The organism is Lentibacillus sp. JNUCC-1 (assembly GCF_009741735.1).
Lineage (GTDB): Bacteria > Bacillota > Bacilli > Bacillales > Amphibacillaceae > Lentibacillus_B.
This window is the reverse complement of the sequence record NZ_WHOH01000001.1, coordinates 724,527-749,190: the sequence shown is the minus strand read 5'-3', so window position 1 is coordinate 749,190 and position 24,664 is coordinate 724,527. Positions and strand designations below refer to the sequence as shown.

Below are 24,664 nucleotides of genomic sequence, written 5' to 3'. Positions count from 1 at the left end.
GGGGGTGGGACTGAAGGGCTTATTTCATGCAAGTAAGAAGGAAGTCTTCGAACCATTCGAAGACTTCCTTTTTTGCGGGGCTGCCCCGACGCTGACTTGTTATTATTTCATTGAGTGTTTTTCAATCATTTGTTGTTTCATTTGCCACAGGTCATAGCTTAGGTCCACATAATATTTCTGCGGATTGAGCATACGCAGGGTTTCCTGCCACATGAAGGAGAACCGGCTTTCGTGAAAGCTGTGAATTTCATCGAGTGTCGGGAGTTGATAGACTTGTTCGCCATTCTCGAAAATAGGCTGGAGCAACTCGACGGCTTCGTAATTTTCAACCCGTTTGGATTTGTGCGGGAAGAGCGGGTCGAACATGAGGAGCGGCTCATCGTCAACGGTTTCATGTTCGAGGGCTACGTAATCGCCTTCCGTTTTGTTCGTTTTTCGGTTGATGATCCGGTAAACCTTTTTCAACCCCGGGGTAACGACTTTCTCTTGATCTTCGGAAAGTTTGATGACAGGGTCATATGCATTGTCGCCGTCGCCAGTCTTGCTTTCTTTGGCAACAAGCTTGTACACCCCGCCAAGTGAATGGTTGTCGCCACCTGTGATGAGTTTGGTACCGATGCCCCATGAGGTGATTTTTGCCCCTTGGAGTTTCAGGTGCATAATCACTTCCTCGTCCAAACTGCTGGAAGCCATGATTTGAACATGCTCCATGCCTGCTTCGTCCAGCATTTTCCGGCCTTCGATGGAGAGTCGGGCCAGGTCTCCGCTGTCGAGGCGAATGCCTTTTAATCTTTTTCCTTGTGACTCGAGCCATTTCCCGACTTTAATCGCGTTCGGAATGCCAGATCTGAGTGTGTCGTATGTGTCGACGAGCAGAATCGCCTGGTCAGGCAAGGCTTTGGCAAAATGCATGAATGCCTGTTCCTCGGAATCGTGATCCTGGATCCAGGAATGGGCATGGGTGCCTTTGGTCGGAATACCGAACAGCTTGCCGGCACGCATGTTGGACGTACCATGGAAGCCGGCGATATATGCTGCCCGTGCGCCCCAGATCGCGGCATCTGCTTCCTGTGCCCGGCGCGTTCCGAATTCCACCAAGGTGTCGTTTCCGGCAACTTGCTTGATACGGCTCGCTTTAGTTGCAATCAAACTCTGGTAGTTCATGATGTTAAGTATGGTGGTCTCGAGCAGCTGAGCTTCGAAAATACTTGCTTCGATGCGGAGGAGTGGTTCATTTGGAAACACAATTTCTCCCTCACGCATGGCATGAATGTTGCCGGTAAATTTGAAGGCACGCAATACATCAAGAAAAGCTTCTTCATAGTTTTCTTCCTGCTCTTTAAGATATGCAATATCTTTATCCGTGAAATGCAGGTTATTGACATAATGAACAATTTTTTCAAGACCGGCAAAAACGGAATAACCATTGTGAAAAGGGTTTTTGCGGATATACGCGTCAAACACCGCTCGCCGGTTGTGTGTGTTGTTTTTCCAATGCGCATACATCATGTTGATCTGGTACTTGTCCGTATGCAAAGTCAAATTATCATAATCCATAATGTTCCCTCCGTTGGGTGTGCTTACCGTCATTGTAAGTCAAAGAACAAAAGAATGGAAATGTAAAGGATAACAAAACCAAAGACAGGCACCTTTTCGCAGATAAGGTGCCTGTCACTTCCCGAATTTTGTCGAACGGCAGGGGAGGTTAGTGAACACAAAAAAGCATGAGGACATTACAGTCCTCATGCTTTCAAATGAAAGGAGATATATCGGGGAGACAGGATTTGAACCTGCGACCTCCACGTCCCGAACGTGGCGCTCTACCAAGCTAAGCTACTTCCCGCTGAAGCGGAAGACGGGATTCGAACCCGCGACCCTCACCTTGGGAAGGTGATGTTCTACCACTGAACTACTTCCGCATAAACAAAAGTGCCTGTCACTTCCCGGTTTTTGTCGAATAATATTTGCGACAGGTGAAATGTTACGCTTGATTGGGAGAGTTGTCAAGAGGGTAGGTTTGAGGAAGCGTGGGAGGAGGCTTGAATTTGACAAAAATGTGAATTAAATCACAAAAGCATCTGTTTGTACAGGGATTTGCCCCTCTGAATTAAAGGTTCTTTCTGTTGTTATGGTCTGGTAAAGCGTATAATTAAAGTTGAAAGTATTTGACCATTCAACTGATCTTTTCAAAAGAAAGGATGACTAAACATGGAACGATTAAAAGAAAAAGTAGCAATTATCACAGGTAGTGGGGCGGAATCGGGAAGAAAATCGCTGAGGCGTATGCTGGTGAAGGTGCTAAAGTGGTAATTGTCGATTTTAATGAGACAGCCCTGAAAGAAACGGTCGATGAGCTAAAAGCAGCAGGGTACGAGGCCCTCGGTGTAAAAGTGGATGTTTCCAATAATGACGATGTGGTGCGCATGGTCGATGAATCGGTCAAGGCATTTGGCAAAGTGGACATTCTCGTCAACAATGCCGGTGTCGGTGATAACATGCAGGCAGCAGCGAATGTGGAAGACGCCACGTGGAATCGCGTCATGAACATTAATTTGAACGGTGTCATGTACGGGCTCCGGGCAATCATTCCACACTTTCTGGAAAATGGCGGTGGCACCATTGTAAATATGGCGTCGATCACAGGTCTGACAGGCGGCCGCGGCGGACTTGCTTACACCGCAGTGAAGCATGCAGTTGTTGGCATGACGAAAAATGTGGCGTCTCAATATGGACCGCAAAACATTCGCAGCAACGCCATTGCACCGGGAAATATCGACACTGGATTTGCGGGTACAATGACGAATATTGATGAGTTCGGCATGAAGGCAGCGACACGTGCAACGAACCTGATTCCGCGGGCGGGCACAGTAGACGACATCGCGAATATTGCGTTGTTCCTGGCTTCCGATGAATCATCCTATATCAACGGTGTTGCGCTTGCGGCTGATGCGGGCTGGAGTGCTTACTAAGATTACTGCTACACCATATGAAAAGGGAAACGCGGCCAATGTGGCTGTGCTTCCCTTTTCAAATGCTGCGTGGGGTAAATACCAATTTGTAAAAAACATTTCGGTCGCAACTTACACCTGTTATTCAACGGATTGATCCCCTTTTTCATAAAAAATGAATTCGCATTTCCACACCTTCTTCCATTGATAAAACGCCTCATCAGTTGTAGCATATAAAATAGATTGTTGCACGAGAGAGGACGTGTGTTTTTGAATCGTTTATCACTTTTTCATAGACGTTTAATCGTGGCGACGGCTTTGTCCGCGTCATTTTTATCTGTGCTGACGCAGTTTTTGCTTATCACAGCTTTTCCGGAAATTATGAAGGAATTTGATGTCAACTCAACTGAGGTTCAGTGGCTGACGACAGCATATATGCTTACGATTGCGGTGTTGATTCCGGTGACCGCTTATTTAATTGACCGGTTTAAAACGCGGACTCTCATGATGAGCGCCATGTTTTTGTTTTTCATCGGTACACTTGTCGGTATGCTTGCGCCGTCGTTCCCTGTCTTGATAGCCGGCAGGGTGATCCAGGGTATGGGGTCAGGCATCATGATTCCGCTCATGCAGACGGTGCTGTTTTTGATGTACCCTAAGGAAAAAAGAGGCTTCGCGATGGGGCTCGCCGGCCTGGTTATTAACGTGGCACCTGCCATCGGGCCGCCGATCTCGGGCGTTTTAATTGAGTACTTCGAGTGGCGGGCGTTGTTTTACCTGACCCTTCCAGTGGCGGCTTTGATCATCGGTATGATTTATCTGTTCATGCGTAATATCACCGAACAGCGTGAAACGAACATCGATGTGATCTCCGTTATTCTGTCGACGGTCGCGTTTGGCGGGATGCTGTATGGGTTTAATAAAATACAGGATTCCGGCCTCGGCAATATGATCACAATTGTGAGTGTGATTGCTGGTGCCATTGCGCTTGTGCTGTTTGTCGTGCGCCAGCTGCGGTTGAAAATACCCGTTCTTGAGCTGCGCGTTTTTAAAGTGCCTGTCTTTTGGCTGGTCGTTATTATATCGATCGTGTCGTTCAGTTTGCTCATATCAACTGAGACCATCCTTCCGATGTACGTGCAGAACGCCCAGCAGTTTTCCGCTTATTACGGCGGGCTGATTGTTATGCCTGGTGCGTTGACGCTCGGCGTGATGTCTCTCTTTGCCGGTAATTTGTTTGACAAATATGGCGGCAAAATGATTACGATCATCGGTTTTGTATTGCTCACCGTGAGCACAATCGGGTTCCATTTTATACTGGGACTTGAAACCCCGTTTGTCATCACCATGGTGCTATTTATGGTTGCGATGGGTGGTGTCGGCCTGATCAATATGCCAATTATGACGGCAGGGATCAATGCCCTGCCTGATAAACTGATCCCGCATGGCACAGCAGTGATCAATACGGCACGGCAGTTTGGCGGCTCGCTCGGACTGACGTTCATCATTTCCTTTATCACACGAACAGCGTCCGACAGTGGGGCAGTACAGGCGACTGAATACCTTGCCGGTGTTAAAAACGCCTTCCTTGTCGCCTTCATATTCGCCCTCGTCGGCCTCGTCCTATCCCTACTAGTCAAAAAGGATTAAATATGAAGAGAAAAAACAGGCACCTTTCACAAGAAAGGTGCCTGTCACTTCCCGAACTTTGTCGAATCACGCGGGTGGCGGGTTTTGTCCGTGAATCTCACCCACAATGGCTTTTTCTTTTTCGGGTGGATGCAGGAACAGGGCAAGCACGAAGCCGATGAAGGCAAGGACGGTGCTGCCGATAAAGGCCCATTCGAACCCAGCGATTTGGGCCAGTTTTTCTGCCATTCCTGCTGACGCATCTTCTGCCACTGTATAATATTTCGCTCCCATGGCAGTGAGTGTCACGAGAATCGCGGTGCCGATAGAAGCTGAAATCTGCTGCAAGGTATTTGCAACGGCAGATCCGTGGGCATACCATTTTGGCGGCATCTGGTTAAGCGCCGATGTCATAACCGGCATTAACGTGAGTGACAGGCCAAACATGCGCACGGCATAGACGATTGTCAGAAATGTAAATGTCGTTTCAGGTGACAAATCGGTAAACAGAAACGTCGTCACGGTCACAATAGCTAGTCCCGGTAAAGCAAGCCACTTTGCCCCGTATTTATCAAACAGCCGTCCGGTAATCGGAGACATGATCCCGATTACAATCGCACCGGGCAAGAGCATCAGCCCTGATTTCAACGGAGAAAAGCCGAGGGCATCTTGCATAAACAGCGGCAGCAAGGTCTCTGCGCCGATAAGCGAGACGAGGACCATCATCGTAATGGTAATGGCCAGGGTAAACATCCTAAATTGAAATACCCTAAATTCCAGCATCGGTGTCTCAAGCTTCAACTGGCGCCAGATAAACAGACCTATTACAATGACACCTCCTCCGATCGCCCCAATCACAATTGGACTGCCCCAGCCGTTTTCTGAGGCAATACTGAAGCCATATAAAAATGCTCCAAAGCCGAACGTGGATAAAATGATCGACAAGATATCTATTTTCGGTCGCCGCAAATCGGTGACATTTTTAAGGAATAAAGCCGCAATGGTGATCGTAATCGCCACAATGGGTAGCATCGTCAGGAACAATGCATGCCAGTTAAAATGGACGAGCAGCCAGCCGGATAACGTCGGCCCAATTGCAGGTCCGAATGCGATGACAATTCCGATCAGTCCCATGGCTGTCCCGCGGCGTTCTACTGAGATAATCGCCAAAAGAACCGTCATCAGGAGCGGCAGCATAATGCCGGACCCTGCTGCTTGCACCACACGACCGAGCAGCAGCACCGGATACAGGGGTGCAAGCGCAGCAATCAGTGTCCCCACGCCAAACAACCCGATGGCTGTCATGAACAAACCGCGGGTGGTAAATCGGTCAATCAGAAACGCTGATATGGGAATCATAATCCCATTTGTCATTAAAAAGGCTGTCGTCATCCACTGCACTTCACCACGTGTGATAGAAAAATAATCCTGAATCGATGGCAATGCTGTTGCCAAAAGTGTTTCATTCATAATCCCCATGAATGCGCCTGTCAGTAAAGCCGCAATCATGAGGCCTTTTTGTTTTGCTGGTAAATCCCATGATACATTGGGTGATCCGCTTGTTTCGCTCACATTAATCTCCTTCCCGTTTCACAACACTACAATATGATTCGTACAGAATAACATCCTATTTCATGAATGTATAGTTAACCGAACCAAAACACTTCCTCTTGACTTTCCCCCTTCACAGGTTTAATATATTCTGATGGTTCAATTATGAACTGTTTTATTTTAGATTATCTAATTACGAATGATTAGACAAGCGAATTGATTATATAAAGCAGGTGAGACTATGAATAAAGATCATCAGGAAAGCAACCGGCCTTCTCAACTTATGCATTCGTTCTGGCAGCTGCAAAAGGCTATCATGGGGCAGGTGAAACAAACTGCGATGGACAACGCTCTCTCTGTCCCTCAATTTGCCATCATGATATTGATGCGCCATAAGAAAGAAATGCCACAGAAAAAGCTGCAGGCCCGGACACATTTTCCAAAAAGCACACTGAGCCATGCCATAGAAGGACTCGTCCAGGCTGAAATACTCACACGGACCCATGTAGAAGGCAACCGCCGTGAGATGGTTTTGTCTTTAAGCGCGCACGGACAAACGCTGCTTCAGGAGATGACGGCACAGGAAAATGGGGTTCATAATCGCTTCAAAAACGCCGTTGAGTCGTTTTCAGATGAAGAGTTCAGTGCATTGATCGATATGCATCAGCATATTATATCTTATTTTGATGGAGATGAAGAAACATGATCGCTATTTTAAAAAAACTAGCCCCTTATAAATGGATGGTAGCCTTTGTTGTGCTGCTCGTCTTTCTTCAGGCCATGTCCAATCTCCTGCTTCCGACACTTATGGGAAACATTGTGGATCACGGTGTTGTTGAAGGTGATATCGGCTACATCTGGAAAACCGGTGCAGCAATGCTTGGGGTCACGGCACTCGCTGTTGGTGTTGCCGTTTTGGCCAGTTATTATTCAGCAAGAGTCGCGATGGGACACGGCCGGGACATTCGCCGGGACGTGTTCAGTCATGTGCAGACCTTTGCTTCTCGTGAATTTGATGAAATTGGCACCGCGTCTCTCATCACACGCACAACCAACGACATCACACAAATCCAGCGCGTCATGATGATGCTGCTCCGTATGGTTATTATGGCACCGCTTATGATGGTTGGCGGGATCATCATGGCTGTATCAAAAGACCCCAAGCTATCCCTTGTGGTACTGGGCGTTATGCCATTTCTTGTCGCTGCGATTGTATTGATTTTGAAAAAAGGAATGCCGCTGTTTAAAGCTGTTCAGAAGCGCCTTGACCGGCTGAATCTCGTTATGCGGGAAAATTTAACCGGTGTACGCGTGATCCGGGCCTTTAATAAAGAAGCAGCGGAATCGGAACGCTTGAAAACAGCCAACTTTAATCTGACCGATGTAACGATCAAAGTGAATAAATTGATGGCATTTCTCATGCCCCTCATGATGCTGCTGATGAATCTGACTGTTGTGGCGATCATCTGGTTTGGCGGCTTGCGGATCGATGGCGGCAACATGGCGATCGGCGACCTGATGGCGTTTATCCAGTATGTCATGCAAATCATGTTCTCCCTTGTCATGGCGTCGATGATGTTTGTGATGCTCCCGCGTGCAGCTGTTTCGGCAAATCGTGTCAATGAAGTGCTTGAAACAGAACGGTCGATTACAGATAATAAGTCGGCCGCGGCACCAGCAGATGCCTCGCAAAAAGGGGCGCTGGCATTTGATCATGTCACGTTTTATTATCCAAACGCAGAAGAGCCAGCACTCAGCGATATCGATTTTACCTCAAAGCCTGGAGAAGTGACGGCCGTGATCGGTGGAACCGGGTCAGGCAAGTCGACACTGGTCAATCTCATTCCGCGTTTTTATGACGTCAGTGAGGGCGCCATTCGCGTCAATGGGGCTGACATCCGGGAAGTGCCTCAGGACGATGTCCGCTCGAGCATTGGCCTCGTGCCGCAGAAAGCTTTCTTATTCTCTGGCACAATAGCTGAAAATATCCGGTATGGAAAAAGTGACGCGACAATGGAAGAAGTACGTTGGGCTGCACAAGTCGCCCAGGCAGACGAATTTATTTCCGAGCTGGAAAAAGGATATGACACCCATATTGATCAAGGCGGAAGCAACCTTTCAGGCGGTCAAAAACAGCGTTTAGCAATTGCTCGCGCGCTCGTCCGCCGTCCCGATGTTTATCTGTTTGACGACAGCTTCTCTGCTCTGGATTATAAAACAGATGCGAAATTGCGCCAGGCATTGAAAGAGGAAGTCAGTGAGGCATCGATTCTGATCGTCGCCCAGCGCGTCAGTTCTGTTACAGATGCAGACCGGATTATTGTGCTTGACAACGGCGAGGTCAAAGGTGTCGGCACCCATGAAGAACTTCTGGAATCGAGCGACACCTATCGGGAAATCGTCAAATCGCAATATGGTGAGGAGGGAATCGCATGAGCAAACAAAAGAAGCAACAAGGTCAATCGATGAAAACACTGATGCGGCTCCTCCGTTATCTGGCACCGCGCCGCAACCGTTTGCTCGTGGTACTGGTCGCCGTTATTTTAAGTACATTGTTTGCCATTTTAGGTCCTAAAGTGATGGGTGACACGATTACAGTCGTTTTCGACGGTGCCTATTCACAGCTCACTGGAACAGGAACGGGCATTGATTTTGCCAAAGTGGGAAAAATGCTCCTCTTGCTCGGAGGACTCTATGTTTTCAGTAGTCTGTTCACGTTCCTGCAGCAGTATTTAATGGCAAGTGTTGCACAAAACACAGTTTATGATTTACGAGCGGAGATTTTTAGCAAGCTGAAAAAGCTGCCGCTCAAGTATTATGACAGCCACTCCCACGGGGATACGCTCAGCCGTGTGATCAACGACATTGACACCATCGGCAATACGCTGCAGCAAAGCATTACCCAGTTTATCCGTTCCATGGTCATGCTCCTCGGGATTACGATTATGATGCTGACCATCAGCCCGATTCTGACGCTGATAGCTGTCGTCAGTATTCCGTTATCGCTGTTTGTGATTAAACCATTTCTGGAGCGTTCCCAGCGCTACTTCACCAATCAGCAAAACACGCTTGGCAATCTGAATGGCCATATTGAAGAAATGTACACCGGCCATGAAGTTGTGAAGGCATTTGGTCAGGAAAAATATGCCCAGAAAGCGTTTGATGACGTCAACGAAGAGCTATACGAAGCCGGAAGCAAAGCCCAGTTCATCTCAGGCATTATCAATCCGATGATGACATTCATCGGCAACTTAAGCTATGTCGTGATCAGCATTGTCGGGGGTCTGCTGGTGATTCAGCGGGCGATTTCTATAGGTGATATCCAGGCGTTTATCACCTATACGAAACAATTTAACCAGCCGATTAACCAAACCGCCAACATCGCCAACATCATTCAGGCAACCATTGCTGCAGCCAGACGTGTTTTCAACTTGCTCGATGAGGAAGAAGAAGTCCCTGAAACATCTTCAGGAGATGTGGCTCCGACAGAAGGGGCGGTCACGTTTGATCATGTTGCGTTTGGCTATGATGACGAACTACTCATGAAAGACTTAAACATTGATGTCAAGCCAGGACAAACGGTGGCCATCGTTGGTCCAACCGGTGCAGGAAAAACGACAATGATTAACTTGCTCATGCGCTTTTATGAAGTGAATGGCGGCTCGATCAAGGTGGACGGCGACGATATTCAGTCCATGTCACGGCACGATCTGCGCGCTCAGTTCGGCATGGTGCTTCAGGATACATGGCTGTTTAACGGCACGATCCGCGATAACATCGCATATGGAAAAGAACATGCCTCAGAGGAAGAAGTGCTTGAAGCTACCAAAGCCGCCCGGGCCGACCAATTCATCCGGACACTGCCCGGTGGCTATGATACGGTGTTAAATGAAGATGCCTCCAACATTTCACAAGGGCAAAAACAGCTCTTGACCATTGCACGCGCCATATTGGCCGATCCGCCGATCATGATCCTTGATGAAGCGACTTCCAGCGTGGACACTCGGACAGAAGTCTTCATCCAAGAAGCCATGAACAAGATTATGGAAGGGCGGACCAGCTTTGTCATCGCCCACAGACTCTCCACGATTCAAGACGCAGACAAAATTCTCGTCATGAATCACGGGAATGTGATTGAACAAGGCACACATGACGAACTACTCCAACAAAACGGCTTCTACGCTGACTTGTATAACAGCCAGTTTGCAGAGGTTGAAGCAAGTTAGGTTGAGATTAGGAAAACCCCCGGTGCTGCCGGGGGTTTTTTGGTGGGGCCGTGTGGGGAAAAGTTGAATGTGCATATATGGGAATGAATGTGCATAACGAGAAACGAATGTGCATATATAGGATTGAATGTGCATAACGGGAAACGAATGTGCAAATATGAGATTGAATGTGCATAACGGGAAACGAGTGTGCATATATGGGATTGAATGTGCATAACAGGAAATGAGTGTGCAAATATCAGATTGAACACGCCTACCCATTTCACTAAGCCCGCATTAAGTCTGATTCACACATAATAATCTTCCCAGACGCTATTGGTAAAAGTAATACCACTTTAATTTGGCAGAATTTTAAAGAAACAACAGGAAGTTTTCACGGATTTGTGTTAAAATACATGTAGAGTGTACATCATAGATAACATTTATATATGTAAGGGTGGTGTATCGTGTGAAAAAAGTGGGGGCTATGTTGATGCGAGCGATGTTATTTGGATTGGCATCACTTGGGATGCGTCAATTGGTAAAAGCTTACCAGGGTGACGAAGAAACAGATGCCAAATCAAATGCTGCACCTACGATTGTATTTTTCATGGTGATATCGTTGATTCTAATCCTGGCTTTCAGTGTGCAAATTAGGGATTTTCTTGCTCAGTTATTTTAAACTAAAGGAAGCAAAAATGAAAAACGCTTGGATCAGGCATAACCTATCCAAGCGTTTTTTTACATGTTGAATGAAAGCGATTCACCTCACCCCGGTCCTTCGTTACCTGGAATTTTCCAACGACAGCCAAGCATTTTTACTTCGATCAGTTCTGGAAAGTTCTTTTGATGAAGCGTATAATATTTCAAGTAAGTCGGGTACATAATGAGTTTTAGGTTACTTTCAAAATGGGAGGTCTTGGCGTGGGTATTTTTAATCAAAAGCCGGACAAGATTATGACGTATTTGCTGGATTTTGGGAAGCATTTGGATGAAGCTGCAGATTATTTTCTGACGTTCAAGGTCAAGGATCCCAAGACCCTGCTGGAATTTGCAAACACCATGAAGCGGTATGAGTCGGAAGCGGATGACAAGGTGCATGATATTATCAGTGACTTGAATCAGGTGTTTATTACACCGATCGAGCGTGAGGATATTATGCAGTTGACAATGAATCTGGATGACGTACTTGACGGGATGGAAGAATTCTCTGCGCTGATGGATATTCACCAGGTGCTGTCTTCTGATGATTATATGGATGCCTTTACGGATTATATCCAGAAGTCTGCAAAGGAAATTGTGCTGTCGTTGGAACTGTTGGCTGATAGCAAATTGGAAGACATTGAACAGCATGCGATACAGATCAAGGAATATGAAAGCAAATGTGACGAGTTATACCGCTCGTCGATGAAGGATCTGTTCCAAAAAGAAACGAATGCGATTAAGGTGATTCAATATAAAGAGATCTACGAAACGCTGGAAGAGATCGCCGACCGTTTTCAAGATGTGGCCAGTGTCCTGCAAAGCATCATCATGAAAAACGCATAATAAGGGGTCTTGTATTGTATGGACAGTTTACTTTTGGTTGTTATTTGCATCGTTATATTTGCACTTATATTTGATTTCATCAACGGCTTTCATGATACAGCCAACGCCATCGCGACATCTGTGTCCACGAAGGCGCTGCCCCCTAGGCGGGCGATTATGCTTGCAGCGTCGATGAACTTTCTGGGGGCGCTGACGTTCACTGGTGTTGCTCAGACAATCACAAGCGGTATCGCCAATCCGTTCGATCTGGAAAATGGCACAACCGTGATTCTGGCTGCATTGATTGCCGCAATCATCTGGAATCTCGTGACATGGGTGTTCGGCATTCCGAGCAGTTCATCGCATGCGATTATTGGTGCGATTGCAGGAAGCGTAATAGCGTCAGACGGCTTCAATGCTGTGCAGTACAGCGGCTTTATATCGATTATCGAGGGGCTGTTAGCATCACCGCTTATTGCCTTTGTGGCCGGCTATATTATTTATACGATCATCAAAATAGTGTTTAAAAATCGAAACCTCGCCAAAACGAACAAGCAATTTCGTCGGGTGCAGATTCTCACAGCCGCCGTTCAATCATATGCTCATGGGACAAATGACGCCCAGAAATCGATGGGGATTATCACGATGGCATTGATTGTCGGTGGTATGCACACGACAACAGATGTCCCGTTCTGGGTGCAATTCAGCTGTGCCACGGCAATGGCGCTCGGGACTTCAGTCGGCGGCTGGCGGATTATCAAAACCGTTGGCGGCAAAATCATGAAAATTCGCCCTGTCAACGGTGTTGCTGCTGATGTGACCGGCGCCGCCACGATTCTCGGTGCCACGTTGATTCATTTGCCGGTGAGCACCACACATGTTATTTCTTCAGCCATTATGGGTGTAGGGGCTTCTCATCGTGTGAAAGGCGTCAACTGGGGCACCGCCCAGCGCATGATCGTCACCTGGGTCATCACCCTCCCAGTCACCGCCCTACTCGGAGCCATCATATTCACAGGACTACAACTGCTCCCTTTTTTGTAGAAGGGTTTTTTTTTGAAAAATTAATGCTTTCACAATCAGAATCTTTAACGAATAGTAGACACAAACTGCGAACTAGAAAAAACTTTATGACTGCTTCTGGCAACCGCTCGGGGAAAACACTCCGCGTCCAGTGGGCGCTGATGAGCCTCCTCGCGCTGCGCGCTCCGGGGTCTCATCTAGGCTTTTTCTCCCACAGGAGTCTCCGTGTTTTCCCCGAGCTAGGTATGAGAGGTTATTCTCTAACTCTTATGTGAGTAAAATCGTCCAAGCCACTATATTACATAAAGTGATTGGAGCGGAGGGAAGTCGACTCCTGCGGGAACAGCACGAGTCCGAAGACCCCACAGTGAGCGGTCTTTGCGAGCGAGGAGACTGAGGCCGTGCCCGCGGAAAGCGACTTCCCGCAGCGCAAATCACGGTGCTCGTTTAAACATATAGAGTGCTTAATGGCAGTCAAAAAACCGCCTATTTAGTTCGCAGTTTACTTACACTATGTCTCAATATATACCGACAATCAATATGAAAACAGCTATCTATAAATAATACTTAAGAAACTTTTCCAAGAAAGGATGGTTCGTCATGGGGAAGAAATACAATCCTGATTGGGCTGAGGCTAAAAAACGCTGTAAGCTGAATCTGGCTGATATTCAAATGGCGAAGGAATTGGGTATGAAGCCTAAGAGTTTGATTAAAAACATACCAGGGCCAAAGGAAAAATGGAAAGCCCCGGTCAAATATTGGGTAAGGGATTTATATGAGGAAAAATTCGGCAAGGTTATAGAGAATCCGGAATCCAAGCATAAGTCAAGGTCTAAGCCTAAGCAACCGGAGTTTGATATTCAGGACGAGGATTTGCCATTCTAGAGACCAAAATCAATAAACCATTTCGGATAAACTTTTTACTCGAAAAAAGAGACCAACCTCAAGGGCTGGTCTCTCTTCATTTCCAGAGCTTATTTACCAATAAACTGCTGTGTCCAGTAGTTGCCTTGTTCCACATAGCCGACACCGATATGGGTGAAGTTGCCATTCAGGATGTTGGCACGGTGACCGGCGCTGTTCATCCAAGCGTCCACAACTTCCTGAGGGGTGCGCTGGCCTTTGGCGATATTTTCGCCGGCAGTGCTGTAGTGGATGCCGTATGACTTCATCATATCAAATGGTGAGCCATATACTGGGCTGTTGTGGTCAAAGTACTGATTGGCACGCATGTCGCGAGACTTTTCGCGGGCTACACGGCTTAGCTCTTTGTCTGCTTTCAGCGGAGCGAGACCGTGGTTTGCACGTTCCTGATTGGTCAGATCAACGACTTGCTGCTCGTATTGGCTCAAGCCTTCGATGGCTGAATTTGAAGAAGGCTGTTCTTTTTGGACAGGTTTTTGTGCTGGTGTCTGTGATTCCTGTTTTGCTGGTGTTTGAGTTACGTTTTTGTTCTGATTAGCGGTTGGTTTTTTGTTTGTTTCGGTTTTTTTATTTGTATCAGGTTTTTCATTAGTATCTGGTTGTTTTTGTTCAGGCTTATATTGCTTGAAAAAACGATTTAAGAAATTATTGAAGTCCTGGTTGTTTTGGAAATTCCAGTTGCCATTGACAACGTAATGTGTTTGGTAAGTCTGGTTTGCCTGATTCTGGTGGTTGCCACTTTGAGCTGAAGCGTCTGCTGTATTTTGAAAAGCACCGCCGAACAATAATGTTGCTGACAGGGCTGTAACGATTGATACTTTTTTAAACATATTCTGCACCTCTTTTTAGTTTGGTTTTGTCTTGCAAAAACATCATACCACGTGTTTTTTGTAATATTACTGGCAAGCGCTGCCAATGAACACGCTTCTAACGTTAACCCTTATAACACTTTGAAAATAGACAGCCATTTATGGAAAATCATCGTTTATCTGGAAAAAACTTCGAGTAAATGCCACTTGACGACTGTGAAAAAGCAGCTCGTTTGTTACGGAGCAAAACGTTTTGTCATGATTTTGTTACATAACACCAATTGCTGTCATGGTCTGGCTATTAGCCAGGCTAGCTATTATAATATAGTAGAAAAGAACTTCGGGGAGAGGGACGCGCAATGAAACATAGACTGATCAATGTAATGCGTTGGATCGGCCGGCGTGTGGTGCTGACGCCGGAACGTGATCATGCAGTGGCAAAATGGCTGATCCTCGTATGCTGGCTGGGTACGACAGCAGCTGCGGTCACCGTGGCCATCGGAAGTCCAACAGGGGCTGGTATGCTGGCGCATGCTTCCGATATTGCAAAAGCAGTAGGTCTGAACGGCCTGGCTTTTTTAATCGTGAGTCTTGTTCTCGGTATCGTGCTATCTCTAATGTATGTGCCGCTGCCCAGGCTTGCGCTCGGCAGTCTCCTTTATATGATGGCGCTTAGTGTGGCTATTTTATATTACGTGAAAAGCGGGTTGCTATTTTCATATATTGCCGGGATTGGCTATGGTCTGGCTGTAGGACTCATAGGGCTTGCAGTAATTTTTTTGATTCGGAAAAAGGTTGGTCGCGTGATTTTGCTGGGAGCAGCGGGGCTTGTGGTTGTGGCTATTTTGGCCGGGAAGTTAGACGAGCAAGAGCTTTCCTTACAAGTTACTGGAGATGCGCCAGCGACTATTGATGTCTCGAACCCTGGGGAGTCCGGGCCGCATGACTTTACATTTTTCACATATGGGAGCGGGGATGATGTGCAACGGGCGGAATATGGTGCTGAAGTGGACGAGGTGACGCCAACTGTGGATGCGTCTGACTTTATTACCAAATGGCCCGAGAAGCGGGAAGCGTTCTGGGAATTCGGGCCTGAAAATTTGCCTCTGAACGGGCGGACCTGGCTGCCGGATGGGGACGGGCCGTTTCCAGTTGTGCTGATGGTACATGGCAATCATACGATGGAATATTTTTCAACCGATGGCTATGATTATCTTGGAGAGCAGCTGGCTTCTCGGGGATTCTTGGCGATTTCAGTGGATGAGGATTTTGTTAATTATTCCAATGTGTCAGGCAGCCCCAATGATAACTATCAACTTCGGGCATGGCTGTTATTGAAGCATCTTGCTCAGCTGCAGCGGATGAATCAATCTGAGACCAGTGCCTTATTTGGAAAAGCAGATTTTGACCAAGTCGCATTGATTGGGCATTCAAGAGGGGACAGGCGGTGGCAATGGCCGGGGATTACCCGACTTTCTTTGGCGATGATGAAGCCCTGATTGAAGAGATGAGCTCAGTCAACATCCGAGCGGTCACAGCTTTGGCTCCGACGGACAAGGAGATCGATGGCGAATATCCCCACTTACACAATGTTTCTTATTTAGTGCTGCAGGGGGCCAGGGACGCTGACATTACTGATTTTCGGGGTGACCGTCAGTTTTACCGGACGACATTTGGCCAGTATGAAGATGGCTTCAAGGCCGCGCTTTATATTGGCGATGCGAACCATGCCCAGTTTAATACCAGCTGGGGTCGTCTGGATCAAAGTCTGCCGCGCGGATTGTTTTTGAACCAGCAGGAAACAATGGTACCTGAAGCCCAGCGGCAAATTGCTAAAGTGTATGTATCCGCCTTTATGGAACGGATTTTTCATGGGGAAATGGTTTATGATAAGTTGTTTCAGGATTACCGGCATGGTCGTGACTGGCTTCCAGATACCGCGCTCATAAGTCAACACCAGCATGCTTACTACCGGCCCCTTGTGCAATTCGATCGCGGCAAGATGATAGATTTGAACGTTGAGGGGTTTGCAAACTGGGAAGTGACGACACCTGAGGATCGTAAAGAAAAAGCCCTCCCAGCAGACGCGCTTAAGCTCGAGTGGCGCGACAAAGCGGCATACACTATTGATCTATCGCAGAATGTCTTAGAGACAGCTGCTCATGAGCCAGCGAAGTACATCACGCTGACCATGGCCAACGTCGATGCAGCTGACGATGGGGGGCGTCTCCCGGATATTGACGTGGAACTGGAAACTGTAGACGGTCTCAGCGTACGGCGATCGCTCGATGAATTCGGGCCAATCCCGCCTGTTATAAAAACAGACTTTACTCATTTTGGGCTGTTCGACAGCATGTTTCGAGATGGCAAGTACTCTCCAGCTTGGGAACCTATATTTCAAACGATAGATCTGCCATTGGAAGCATTTACGCAAGCAGATCCGGCTTTTGATCCAACAGAGATTGCCAGTTTCACTCTGCATTTTCACGCGCCGTCTGGAAAAATCCTGCTTCAGGAAGTTGGCGTTTGGTAACATGAAAAAGGCGAGTGGGAGTCGTCTGGGTCAGAAATCACTGTGGTAGATTCAATCAGATAAAATAAGAATCAATAAAAAAAGGAAGCCATTCTCGCAGTGGCTTCCTTTTTTATTGTATAGCTTTTAAAGCATTCTAAAAACCTCTGAAAAGTTATTTGATATTGATTCAAACATCCCGACTAATAAAATAACAAATACGATTGCCGTAAAAACTGACGAGATCAGAACGGTTGATAAACTTAAAGAGTATGTCGGTGATTTGAAGGACATAGATTATGTGTTCATCTCAAATGACAAAACAGATGTTGAGTCATTTGAGATAAGGAAACGGTCATAGTGAAGACGCGGGAGATATTTATCATTGCAAACCACCTATTCTTTTATCTGTGTATGCAGTGAAAAGAGTAGAAACGCTGTACCTACTCAATAATTTCATAGATATTTATTTTAAAAAGCACCTTCATTTCAACGGAACTTAGAAGTTGGGATGAAGGTGTAAGATTTATGAGGGTTTTTCTAAGCGTCATTTTGTTGAGTGAAAAAAGCTCTAGGTGATTGTCCTTTTCGTTTTTTGAAAATCCTACTGAACTGAGCATAATCGGTATAGCCGACCATTTCTGCAATGTTTTTTAGAGGGAAGTTATTTTTTTTCATGATTTCGATAGCCCGGCTAAGTCTGTAGTCAATCAAATAATCTGTGAATGATATTCCCATTTTCTCTTTAAATAAAGTACTTAAATAAGAACGTGATAGATTCACCATAGAAGCAAAATCATTAAGTGACAAATTCTCATGGTAATGTGCGCTCACGTATTTAATGATGAAATCAATATAATCCTCTCGTGCGCCTATGTCATTTACAGTCTGTTGAATCACTTTTTTATACTGATGATCATTCATAGTTTTAAAAGAGCGGGTTACATTTTCAATGATTTCTTCAGCAGGTATTCGCTCAAAAGCAGAACCACCTATATATCCATCAATATCAGTGCCGTCATACATGAATTGGATGTCGACTGGCTTATTAAAGGGGCCGCCATAAACCATAGTGAGGATATCAGGGTTCAACTCTCTGCATGTATGACTGATGCGCACGGCTAGTCGTTTTGCAGATTGCAGCGATTTAAATTGATGACCTCCCAGTAAACCGCCTGTTGTTAAACCCAGATGTATACAAATAATATCGGCTCCTGCCTCTATCATTTTTATTCCTTGTTCTTGGCTAAAAACAAAAGCTATCGTGAAAAGGTCTTTTTCATGAGCGATTTTAATAGCATCTATCTCCCGTTGATAAGTAAATCCAGATTCCTCCAAAGCCTCCCGAAAGTGTCCATCTATTAATCCGATTGTAGGATAATTAATAATACCAGAGAAACCATGTGATTTTATTTTGTTTATTAAAGTATCTGGATATAAAGTGGGGTCTGTGGCGTTAAAACCAAAAAAAGTTGGGATCCTCATAGCGGGCAAAATCTCTTTTTTAGCAAAATCCATTACAACTTGATTGCTGTTTGAAATTGGCATGTACCCCGCAAGCGAACTAATCCCTTTTTGGCGAAAAAACCCTGAACTAAGAGCAAGAATGAAATCTGCTCCGCCTTTTTGTGCTGATTTAGCAGTTAATCCAGAACCTGCTGCAACGCCAATAAGAGGGAGGTTGTACTGAGAGGCTTGTTGTAATTGCGAAATAATATCCAGTCTGTTAAACATCATGATTCCCCCCTTCAATTGGATTATATCGTATATGATAAAGAGATGCCTCAAAAAACGAGACATCTCAACAACGCTACTTTTTAATACTTTTAAAAGCCTGTGATTGTTCTTTTATACCTTTTTCAGCAGCGAAACGTTCAATGCTTGAAGCTCCAAAAAATCCTACAATACCATCAACTTTATTAATGATGTACGCAGCATCATCAGGCTCTGCAATTGGTCCGCCGTGACAAATCACCATAATATCTGGGTTGATAGATTTACCTGCATCTACAATACCTTGTATCTTGTTGACACAATCATCAAGGGTCAGTGCTGTTTTTGCGCCAATGGTTCCTTTGGTCGTGAGACCCATGTGAGCAACTAATATATCTGCTCCTGCTTTTGTCATTTTTACAGCTTGCTCTTCATCAAAAACATATGGGGTTGTCAACATATCCAAGTCATGAGCTTTTTTAATCATATCAACTTCCAGATCGTATCCCATACCGGTTTCTTCAAGGTTTTGCCTAAATGCACCATCGATTAGGCCTACTGTTGGAAAGTTTTGTACACCACTGAAACCCTGATCTTTTAATTGGGCTAAGAATACGTCCATCACTCTAAAAGGATCAGTACCATTAACTCCCGCGAGTACGGGGGTATTTTGTACAACGGGAAGGACCTCGCTTCCCATCTCTACTACAATTTGATTGGCATCTCCATAGGAAAGCAACCCTGCCAATGATCCACGGCCTGCCATACGGTAACGTCCTGAATTATAAATGATTAGCATGTCAGCTCCGCCTGCTTCACTGCTTTTGGCTGTAATGCCAGTCCCTGCTCCCACGCCGAGCAAGGTGTTTCCCTTCTCAATTTCAGCCTTAAAACGGTTAAGAATATCTTTTTTTTCTATCATGCTTATTTCGCTCCTTTATTTCGTTCTATAAGTGTTACAAGTTCTTCCGCTGCTGCTTCGGCGAACGCTTTGTCATTGATGTCGGTAGCCATCTCGTGCATGGTTACTTTATCTTGGTCGATATTTTGTTTAAGGGCACTGATCAGAGCAGCATCATTTTCTGGGCTGTGAAAAGCTTGGCCTTTTTTACTTAGACCAGAAAAGCCTTGTAAAGGGATGAAAAAAGAGGTGTTTCCTCTCGCTTGGTTAAGCTTTTCTGCAAGTATTCTTCCCAACTCAGCGTTTTCTTCTTGAGTTGTTCGCATTAATGTGACAGTTGGGTTATGTTTATAAAAATTTCTCTTAGAAAATTGTTCAGGTACAGATTCGTATGGTCCGAAGTTTATCATATCCATAGCTCCGGGAGAAATTACTTGAGGCACTCCGTGAGTTCCTGCAGCCTCTAAGCGGTGGGGCCCTGCTGTTAAAACGCCACCAACCAACTCATCTGCGAGTTCTGTAGTAGTCATGTCAAGAACACCATCAAAAAATCCCTCTTCAATTAGGCTCTCCATTGTTTGTCCACCCACGCCTGTTGCATGAAAAACAAGTACTTCATATCCTTTTTCTTCAAGATAAGCTTTTGCATGGTTAATGCAAGGCGTGGTTAAACCGAACATTGTTGCTGCTATGAGAGGTTTTCTGTCTTCCGGTGTTTTACTTTCATGAGAGAGCATGCCTGTAATAGCAAAAACAGCATTTGAAAATACTTTAGTGGATATGACGTTGAGACCGGCCACGTCGACAATAGAAGGAACCATAACAATGTCACTCGTACCTACATAAGGTTCAGTGTTGCCAGAGGCTACAGTCGAGACCATAACTTTAGGGACCCCAACAGGCAGCGCCCGCATGCCAGGGGTTACCATAGAAGTTCCACCCGTTCCGCCAAGTGATAAAATGCCATCAAATTTGCCTGCCTCATATAATTCAGGCAGTATCTTTTCCATTCCTTGAGACAGCACTTCTGTTGCACGAGCTCGATCTTTATTCTCTGCAAGATCTGTAATATTTGCTCCGACAGCTGATGCGATATCACTGTTAGAGACATCAATAGGGATAGATGGTTCAAATACTCCAGTATGAATAATAAGAGTATTGAATCCCAATGATTCAATTAGTTCTTTCACAAATAAAAACTCTTTGCCTTTCGAATCCATAGTTCCAGCTAAAGCGATCGTTTTAACCATAAAATACCCCTCTCCTAAGAATTAAAAGCTTGATTATATGATAACGCTTACTGAACGCGAAGTTAATGATGTTTTGTTAGGCGTTCTTGTGTTTAGAAGTGATCGTTACCACAACACCGCCCAGACCCATTTCAAGCACAACACTCTTTTAACTTGATATAGATCTCATTCAAATGTTCCCGGTCCAAGTTGGATAGGTGGTTCCAATCCACAACATCCAGGATGTAAAAGTGGAAGGACCAGATTTTATCTTTTATAACGGGGTCACTGGAACGTGCAATTTTGTAAAGGACCTCTAAAATGCCATAAATGACGGAAATATCATTTTGTCCATAATGGCGTATTTGATAAAAACTTTTGTACAAGTATTCTTCAAAACTCTTTGTTTTGTGGATCACGCGCAGATTGTTCTGGTCATCTGCTAAATATGGTGTTTCTTTTTGCGAATCCCCGAGTTCAATTAATAACCCACCGATCCTGTTGATGCAATTGACGGCGGTATGCGGGTCATTTGTTGAAGGAGAGATGGCCCGAAGCGCAATTTCGCCGATTTTTTGAATGGTGAACTCGACGTCTTGAACGTCTGTGCGCTCTTTGCCCACAATTAAAAAAGATCGAAGTTGCTCAACTGCTTCTGTCTGTTCTGTGGCATACACATTCATAATTGGCAAATCATGTGTTATGAAACTTCCGACCTGGACATGAAGATCAACTGCAACATCATGTTTCTTGGCACATTCGATCATTCCGCTCCAATTAATGCTTTGGATATAGCCCGAACGCTTGGCAGTGAGAACAGATTTTGCTTGATTGCGATATTGATTGATTTCATCTTTGTTCCAGGAACTGTATTCATAATAAGTTTGCTTTTCTTTTGTCATTTCCTTAATGGCTTTCGTGCCTTTTTCCTCAATCATGCCGACCAAACGATTCACCTGCAGCCAACGTGCCGTATGGTGAATGAAATAGACAAAAGCACCTAAGTTGAGGATCGCAATGACCACCATAGAGGCTGGGCCGAGCAGGGGCTTGCCATAATCGATCAGAAGCAGTAGGAGCAGTGCGAAAAGAAAACCAGAACAATAAATGCCCAGTACATGCTGAGTGACCCGGCTTTTCATGAAGTCCTGCAAGACTCTCGGTGAGAATTGGGACGCATATGTTGTCAAAACAACCATGATGACTGAAAAGCTAATCGTTGTCATTGTAAGAATAGCCGTCACAAGTGTTGCATATAATTTTTTTGCCGTATCTTTTCCCGTGATAATCTGCTTTGGGATGTTATCCTTAAAACTCGATACCAACCATGCATCCAGTATATTCGTTAAGAAAACGAGCATGATTGCGGAAAGGCCATAAACCGCGGGCAGAAACCAAAAACTTTCTCTAACATTTATCCATACTTTTGAGTTCTTCACCAAAACAACACCTTTCAATAAAAAAACCTCCCTTAATCATACCCTTATCATATAATCTCAATCTGGAAATCATTTGAAGCATGTCAAAGGACCAACGCTTATCAGAAAAATTTAAATTATGTTCTTGTATTTCTTGCTCGTTTGATTTATGATGAGAATACGTTCTTTAAAGAGAACGAGAATGATAGATGGTGAAGCACACTTCGAAAGGATGGTAAGGATGAAAAAAGTAAAGAAGGCGATTATACCAGCTGCAGGGCTGGGGACGCGCTTCCTGCCGGCGACAAAAGCGATGCCGAAAGAAATGCTTCCGATTGTCGACAAACCAACGATTCAGTATATCGTGGAAGAAGCGATTGAGTCAGGCATCGAGGACATTATTATCGTTACAGGCAAACATAAGCGTGCGATCGAGGATCACTTTGACAGCAATTTTGAACTGGAAAACAATCTTATCAAAAAAGAAAAATTTGAGCTGCTTGAAAAGGTGAATCAAACTTCAAAGGTGGATATCCACTATATCCGGCAAAAAGATCCCCAGGGCCTTGGGCACGCGGTATGGTGTGCGCGGAAGTTTATTGGCAATGAACCTTTTGCAGTCCTGTTGGGTGATGACATTGTTGAAGCAGATCCCCCAGTCTAAAACAGCTGATCGAGCAATATGATTTGACAGGGCGGTCAATTACAGGTGTCCAGCAAGTGCCCGACAATGAAACAGACCGTTACGGAATCGTGAGCCCAAGCGCATCTGAAGGCCGCCTTTATAAAGTGGACCATTTTGTGGAAAAGCCTGAGCAAGGCACGGCACCATCAAATCTGGCTATCCTTGGCCGCTACATCCTGACCCCGGATATCTTCAAATACTTGGATAAACATCACATCGGGGCCGGCGGTGAAATTCAGCTCACAGATGCCCTGCAAATGCTGAATGAAGAACAGGATGTTTACGCCTATGACTTTTCTGGTACCCGGTATGATGTCGGTGAGAAGTTCGGTTTTGTAAAAACAACGCTGGCGTTTGCCTTAAAAGATGAAACAATCGGTGCGGATGTTGCTGAATTGATCGAAGAATTAGCATTAAAAACACCAGTAAAATAAATGAATCATAGGGGGAGGCGTCCAATGAATATACTCGTAACCGGAGGCGCCGGTTTTATCGGTGCAAACTTTGTGAAATACATGCTCGGTCATTATGATTACACCATCGTAAATCTCGATCTGCTTACCTATGCCGGCCATCTTAGCAATCTGAAAGACGTTGAAAGCGATCAGCGCCATCACTTTATTCAGGGGGATATTACTGATCAAGCCCTCGTGGAAGACATATTACTGAAGTATGATATTGATGCCGTCATTAATTTTGCAGCGGAATCCCATGTGGACCGGAGTATAGAAAATCCGAACATTTTTCTTAAAACAAATGTACTCGGGACGCAAATATTGCTGGAGGCTGCCAGACGTCATTGGAAAACGGCCCATGGGGACACTTACAGCCAGTCTTATCAACAAGGTAAAAAGTTTATTCAAATTTCCACGGATGAAGTATACGGAACACTTGGCAAGGACGGTTACTTTACAGAAAAAACATGTCTGGCACCAAACAGTCCTTATTCAGCATCCAAGGCATCGGCCGATATGCTGGTCAGATCTTATTTCAAGACATACGGTCTGCCTGTCAATATTACGCGCTGCTCGAACAACTATGGCCCTTTACAACACCCGGAAAAGTTAATTCCGCTCATGATTCATAACGCGCTCCGCGATCAGGAACTGCCTGTTTATGGGGACGGGAAACAGGTGAGAGACTGGCTTTATGTCGACGATCATTGCCGGGCTATTGATGCGGTTTTGCATAAAGGGGTTGTTGGGGAAGTCTATAATATTGGCGGTCATAATGAAAAAGAAAACATTTATATCGTCAAGCAGATTCTTGCACATCTCATTAAAGATCAAAAATTGATCAAACATGTTGAAGACCGGTTGGGACATGATTTCAGATATGCCATTGACCACACAAAAATTACCAGAGAACTGAACTGGAGACCAGGCTACACTTTTGAAGAAGGCCTGCGCAAAACCATTGACTGGTATTTAACCAATGATGATTGGTTAAGACGCGTTCTTTCTGGCCATAATGATAACGCCGAAAAAGAGCTTTTTGTAAAAGAAATTCAGGAAAAATGAAATAATATGTATTTTCCTCTTGACGCGTTCGTTATAATGAACTAAACTAATGAAAATCCCCAACACAAAT

At 45.3% G+C, this 24,664-nt stretch carries 19 protein-coding genes, 2 tRNA genes and 1 pseudogene; 13 read left to right on the top strand and 9 right to left on the bottom strand.

The window, feature by feature from the left end; all coding sequences use genetic code 11:
* Positions 1 to 102: 102 nt before the first annotated feature.
* The 3 genes from JNUCC1_RS03510 to JNUCC1_RS03500 all read right to left on the bottom strand — a co-directional run bounded on the left by JNUCC1_RS03510 (position 103) and on the right by JNUCC1_RS03500 (position 1,919).
* Positions 103 to 1,557, bottom strand: a complete 1,455-nt coding sequence (locus tag JNUCC1_RS03510) for a nicotinate phosphoribosyltransferase (RefSeq protein ID WP_156644115.1) — start codon at positions 1,555 to 1,557, stop codon at positions 103 to 105.
* Between the two features lie 212 nt (positions 1,558 to 1,769).
* A tRNA-Pro gene (locus JNUCC1_RS03505) sits at positions 1,770 to 1,843 on the bottom strand.
* Between the two features lie 4 nt (positions 1,844 to 1,847).
* Positions 1,848 to 1,919, bottom strand: a tRNA-Gly gene (locus JNUCC1_RS03500).
* 384 nt (positions 1,920 to 2,303) lie between these two features.
* On the opposite strand from JNUCC1_RS03500, the gene JNUCC1_RS03495 reads away from it, so the two are divergent.
* Positions 2,304 to 2,969, top strand: coding sequence for an SDR family oxidoreductase (locus tag JNUCC1_RS03495; protein WP_331713589.1), 666 nt, complete (start codon positions 2,304 to 2,306; stop codon positions 2,967 to 2,969).
* Between the two features lie 249 nt (positions 2,970 to 3,218).
* Positions 3,219 to 4,598 carry an MDR family MFS transporter gene (locus JNUCC1_RS03490; RefSeq protein WP_197431618.1) on the top strand — a complete coding sequence of 460 codons (1,380 nt, stop codon included), beginning with the start codon at positions 3,219 to 3,221 and terminating at the stop codon, positions 4,596 to 4,598.
* Positions 4,599 to 4,664: 66 nt separating this feature from the next.
* Here JNUCC1_RS03490 and JNUCC1_RS03485 read toward each other — a convergent pair whose 3' ends face one another.
* Positions 4,665 to 6,149, bottom strand: coding sequence for an MDR family MFS transporter (locus JNUCC1_RS03485; RefSeq protein WP_331713588.1), 1,485 nt, complete (start codon positions 6,147 to 6,149; stop codon positions 4,665 to 4,667).
* Between the two features lie 220 nt (positions 6,150 to 6,369).
* Here JNUCC1_RS03485 and JNUCC1_RS03480 point away from each other — a divergent pair, with 220 nt between their 5' ends.
* The 7 genes from JNUCC1_RS03480 (at position 6,370) to JNUCC1_RS03450 (ending at position 13,768) form a co-directional block, all read left to right on the top strand.
* Positions 6,370 to 6,834, top strand: coding sequence for a MarR family winged helix-turn-helix transcriptional regulator (locus JNUCC1_RS03480; protein ID WP_156644111.1), 465 nt, complete (start codon positions 6,370 to 6,372; stop codon positions 6,832 to 6,834).
* The gene (locus tag JNUCC1_RS03475) at positions 6,831 to 8,564 is read left to right on the top strand and encodes an ABC transporter ATP-binding protein (RefSeq protein WP_156644109.1); all 1,734 of its coding nucleotides are present in this window, start codon (positions 6,831 to 6,833) and stop codon (positions 8,562 to 8,564) included. Before JNUCC1_RS03480 ends, JNUCC1_RS03475 begins: the two co-directional genes overlap by 4 nt.
* Positions 8,561 to 10,354: an ABC transporter ATP-binding protein gene (locus JNUCC1_RS03470; RefSeq protein WP_156644107.1), complete on the top strand. Its 1,794-nt coding sequence runs from the start codon at positions 8,561 to 8,563 to the stop codon at positions 10,352 to 10,354. Before JNUCC1_RS03475 ends, JNUCC1_RS03470 begins: the two co-directional genes overlap by 4 nt.
* Positions 10,355 to 10,802: 448 nt before the next feature.
* Positions 10,803 to 11,015 (top strand): hypothetical protein, encoded by a 213-nt coding sequence (locus JNUCC1_RS03465; RefSeq protein WP_156644105.1) that lies wholly within the window; start codon positions 10,803 to 10,805, stop codon positions 11,013 to 11,015.
* A 248-nt stretch (positions 11,016 to 11,263) separates the two neighbouring features.
* The gene (locus JNUCC1_RS03460; protein WP_442915446.1) at positions 11,264 to 11,881 is read left to right on the top strand and encodes a DUF47 domain-containing protein; all 618 of its coding nucleotides are present in this window, start codon (positions 11,264 to 11,266) and stop codon (positions 11,879 to 11,881) included.
* Positions 11,882 to 11,899: 18 nt separating this feature from the next.
* Positions 11,900 to 12,904, top strand: coding sequence for an inorganic phosphate transporter (locus JNUCC1_RS03455; protein ID WP_156644104.1), 1,005 nt, complete (start codon positions 11,900 to 11,902; stop codon positions 12,902 to 12,904).
* A gap of 579 nt (positions 12,905 to 13,483) precedes the next feature.
* Positions 13,484 to 13,768, top strand: a complete 285-nt coding sequence (locus JNUCC1_RS03450; RefSeq protein WP_231746963.1) for a hypothetical protein — start codon at positions 13,484 to 13,486, stop codon at positions 13,766 to 13,768.
* Positions 13,769 to 13,857: 89 nt separating this feature from the next.
* On the opposite strand, the gene JNUCC1_RS03445 is transcribed toward JNUCC1_RS03450, so the two are convergent.
* Entirely contained in the window at positions 13,858 to 14,637 is a 780-nt protein-coding gene (locus JNUCC1_RS03445) for a CAP domain-containing protein (RefSeq protein ID WP_156644102.1), read from the bottom strand.
* A gap of 338 nt (positions 14,638 to 14,975) precedes the next feature.
* On the opposite strand from JNUCC1_RS03445, the gene JNUCC1_RS03440 reads away from it, so the two are divergent.
* Positions 14,976 to 16,115: a hypothetical protein gene (locus tag JNUCC1_RS03440; protein ID WP_156644100.1), complete on the top strand. Its 1,140-nt coding sequence runs from the start codon at positions 14,976 to 14,978 to the stop codon at positions 16,113 to 16,115.
* Complete coding sequence (locus JNUCC1_RS03435) at positions 16,064 to 17,149, top strand: hypothetical protein (RefSeq protein WP_156644098.1); 1,086 nt, start codon at positions 16,064 to 16,066, stop codon at positions 17,147 to 17,149. Before JNUCC1_RS03440 ends, JNUCC1_RS03435 begins: the two co-directional genes overlap by 52 nt.
* Before the next feature lie 519 nt (positions 17,150 to 17,668).
* Here the strand turns inward: JNUCC1_RS03435 and JNUCC1_RS03430 are convergent.
* The 4 genes from JNUCC1_RS03430 to JNUCC1_RS03415 all read right to left on the bottom strand — a co-directional run bounded on the left by JNUCC1_RS03430 (position 17,669) and on the right by JNUCC1_RS03415 (position 22,428).
* Entirely contained in the window at positions 17,669 to 18,865 is a 1,197-nt protein-coding gene (locus JNUCC1_RS03430) for a phosphoenolpyruvate hydrolase family protein (protein WP_231746962.1), read from the bottom strand.
* Between the two features lie 73 nt (positions 18,866 to 18,938).
* Positions 18,939 to 19,763 (bottom strand): phosphoenolpyruvate hydrolase family protein, encoded by an 825-nt coding sequence (locus tag JNUCC1_RS03425; protein ID WP_156644096.1) that lies wholly within the window; start codon positions 19,761 to 19,763, stop codon positions 18,939 to 18,941.
* A gap of 2 nt (positions 19,764 to 19,765) precedes the next feature.
* Entirely contained in the window at positions 19,766 to 20,992 is a 1,227-nt protein-coding gene (locus JNUCC1_RS03420) for a Tm-1-like ATP-binding domain-containing protein (RefSeq protein WP_156644094.1), read from the bottom strand.
* A gap of 131 nt (positions 20,993 to 21,123) precedes the next feature.
* Positions 21,124 to 22,428: a DUF2254 domain-containing protein gene (locus JNUCC1_RS03415; protein WP_156644092.1), complete on the bottom strand. Its 1,305-nt coding sequence runs from the start codon at positions 22,426 to 22,428 to the stop codon at positions 21,124 to 21,126.
* Positions 22,429 to 22,630: 202 nt separating this feature from the next.
* On the opposite strand from JNUCC1_RS03415, the pseudogene galU reads away from it, so the two are divergent.
* A pseudogene (galU, locus tag JNUCC1_RS03410) lies at positions 22,631 to 23,508 on the top strand (UTP--glucose-1-phosphate uridylyltransferase GalU).
* 24 nt (positions 23,509 to 23,532) lie between these two features.
* Positions 23,533 to 24,594 (top strand): dTDP-glucose 4,6-dehydratase, encoded by a 1,062-nt coding sequence (gene rfbB / locus JNUCC1_RS03405; RefSeq protein WP_156644090.1) that lies wholly within the window; start codon positions 23,533 to 23,535, stop codon positions 24,592 to 24,594.
* Positions 24,595 to 24,664 lie beyond the last annotated feature (70 nt).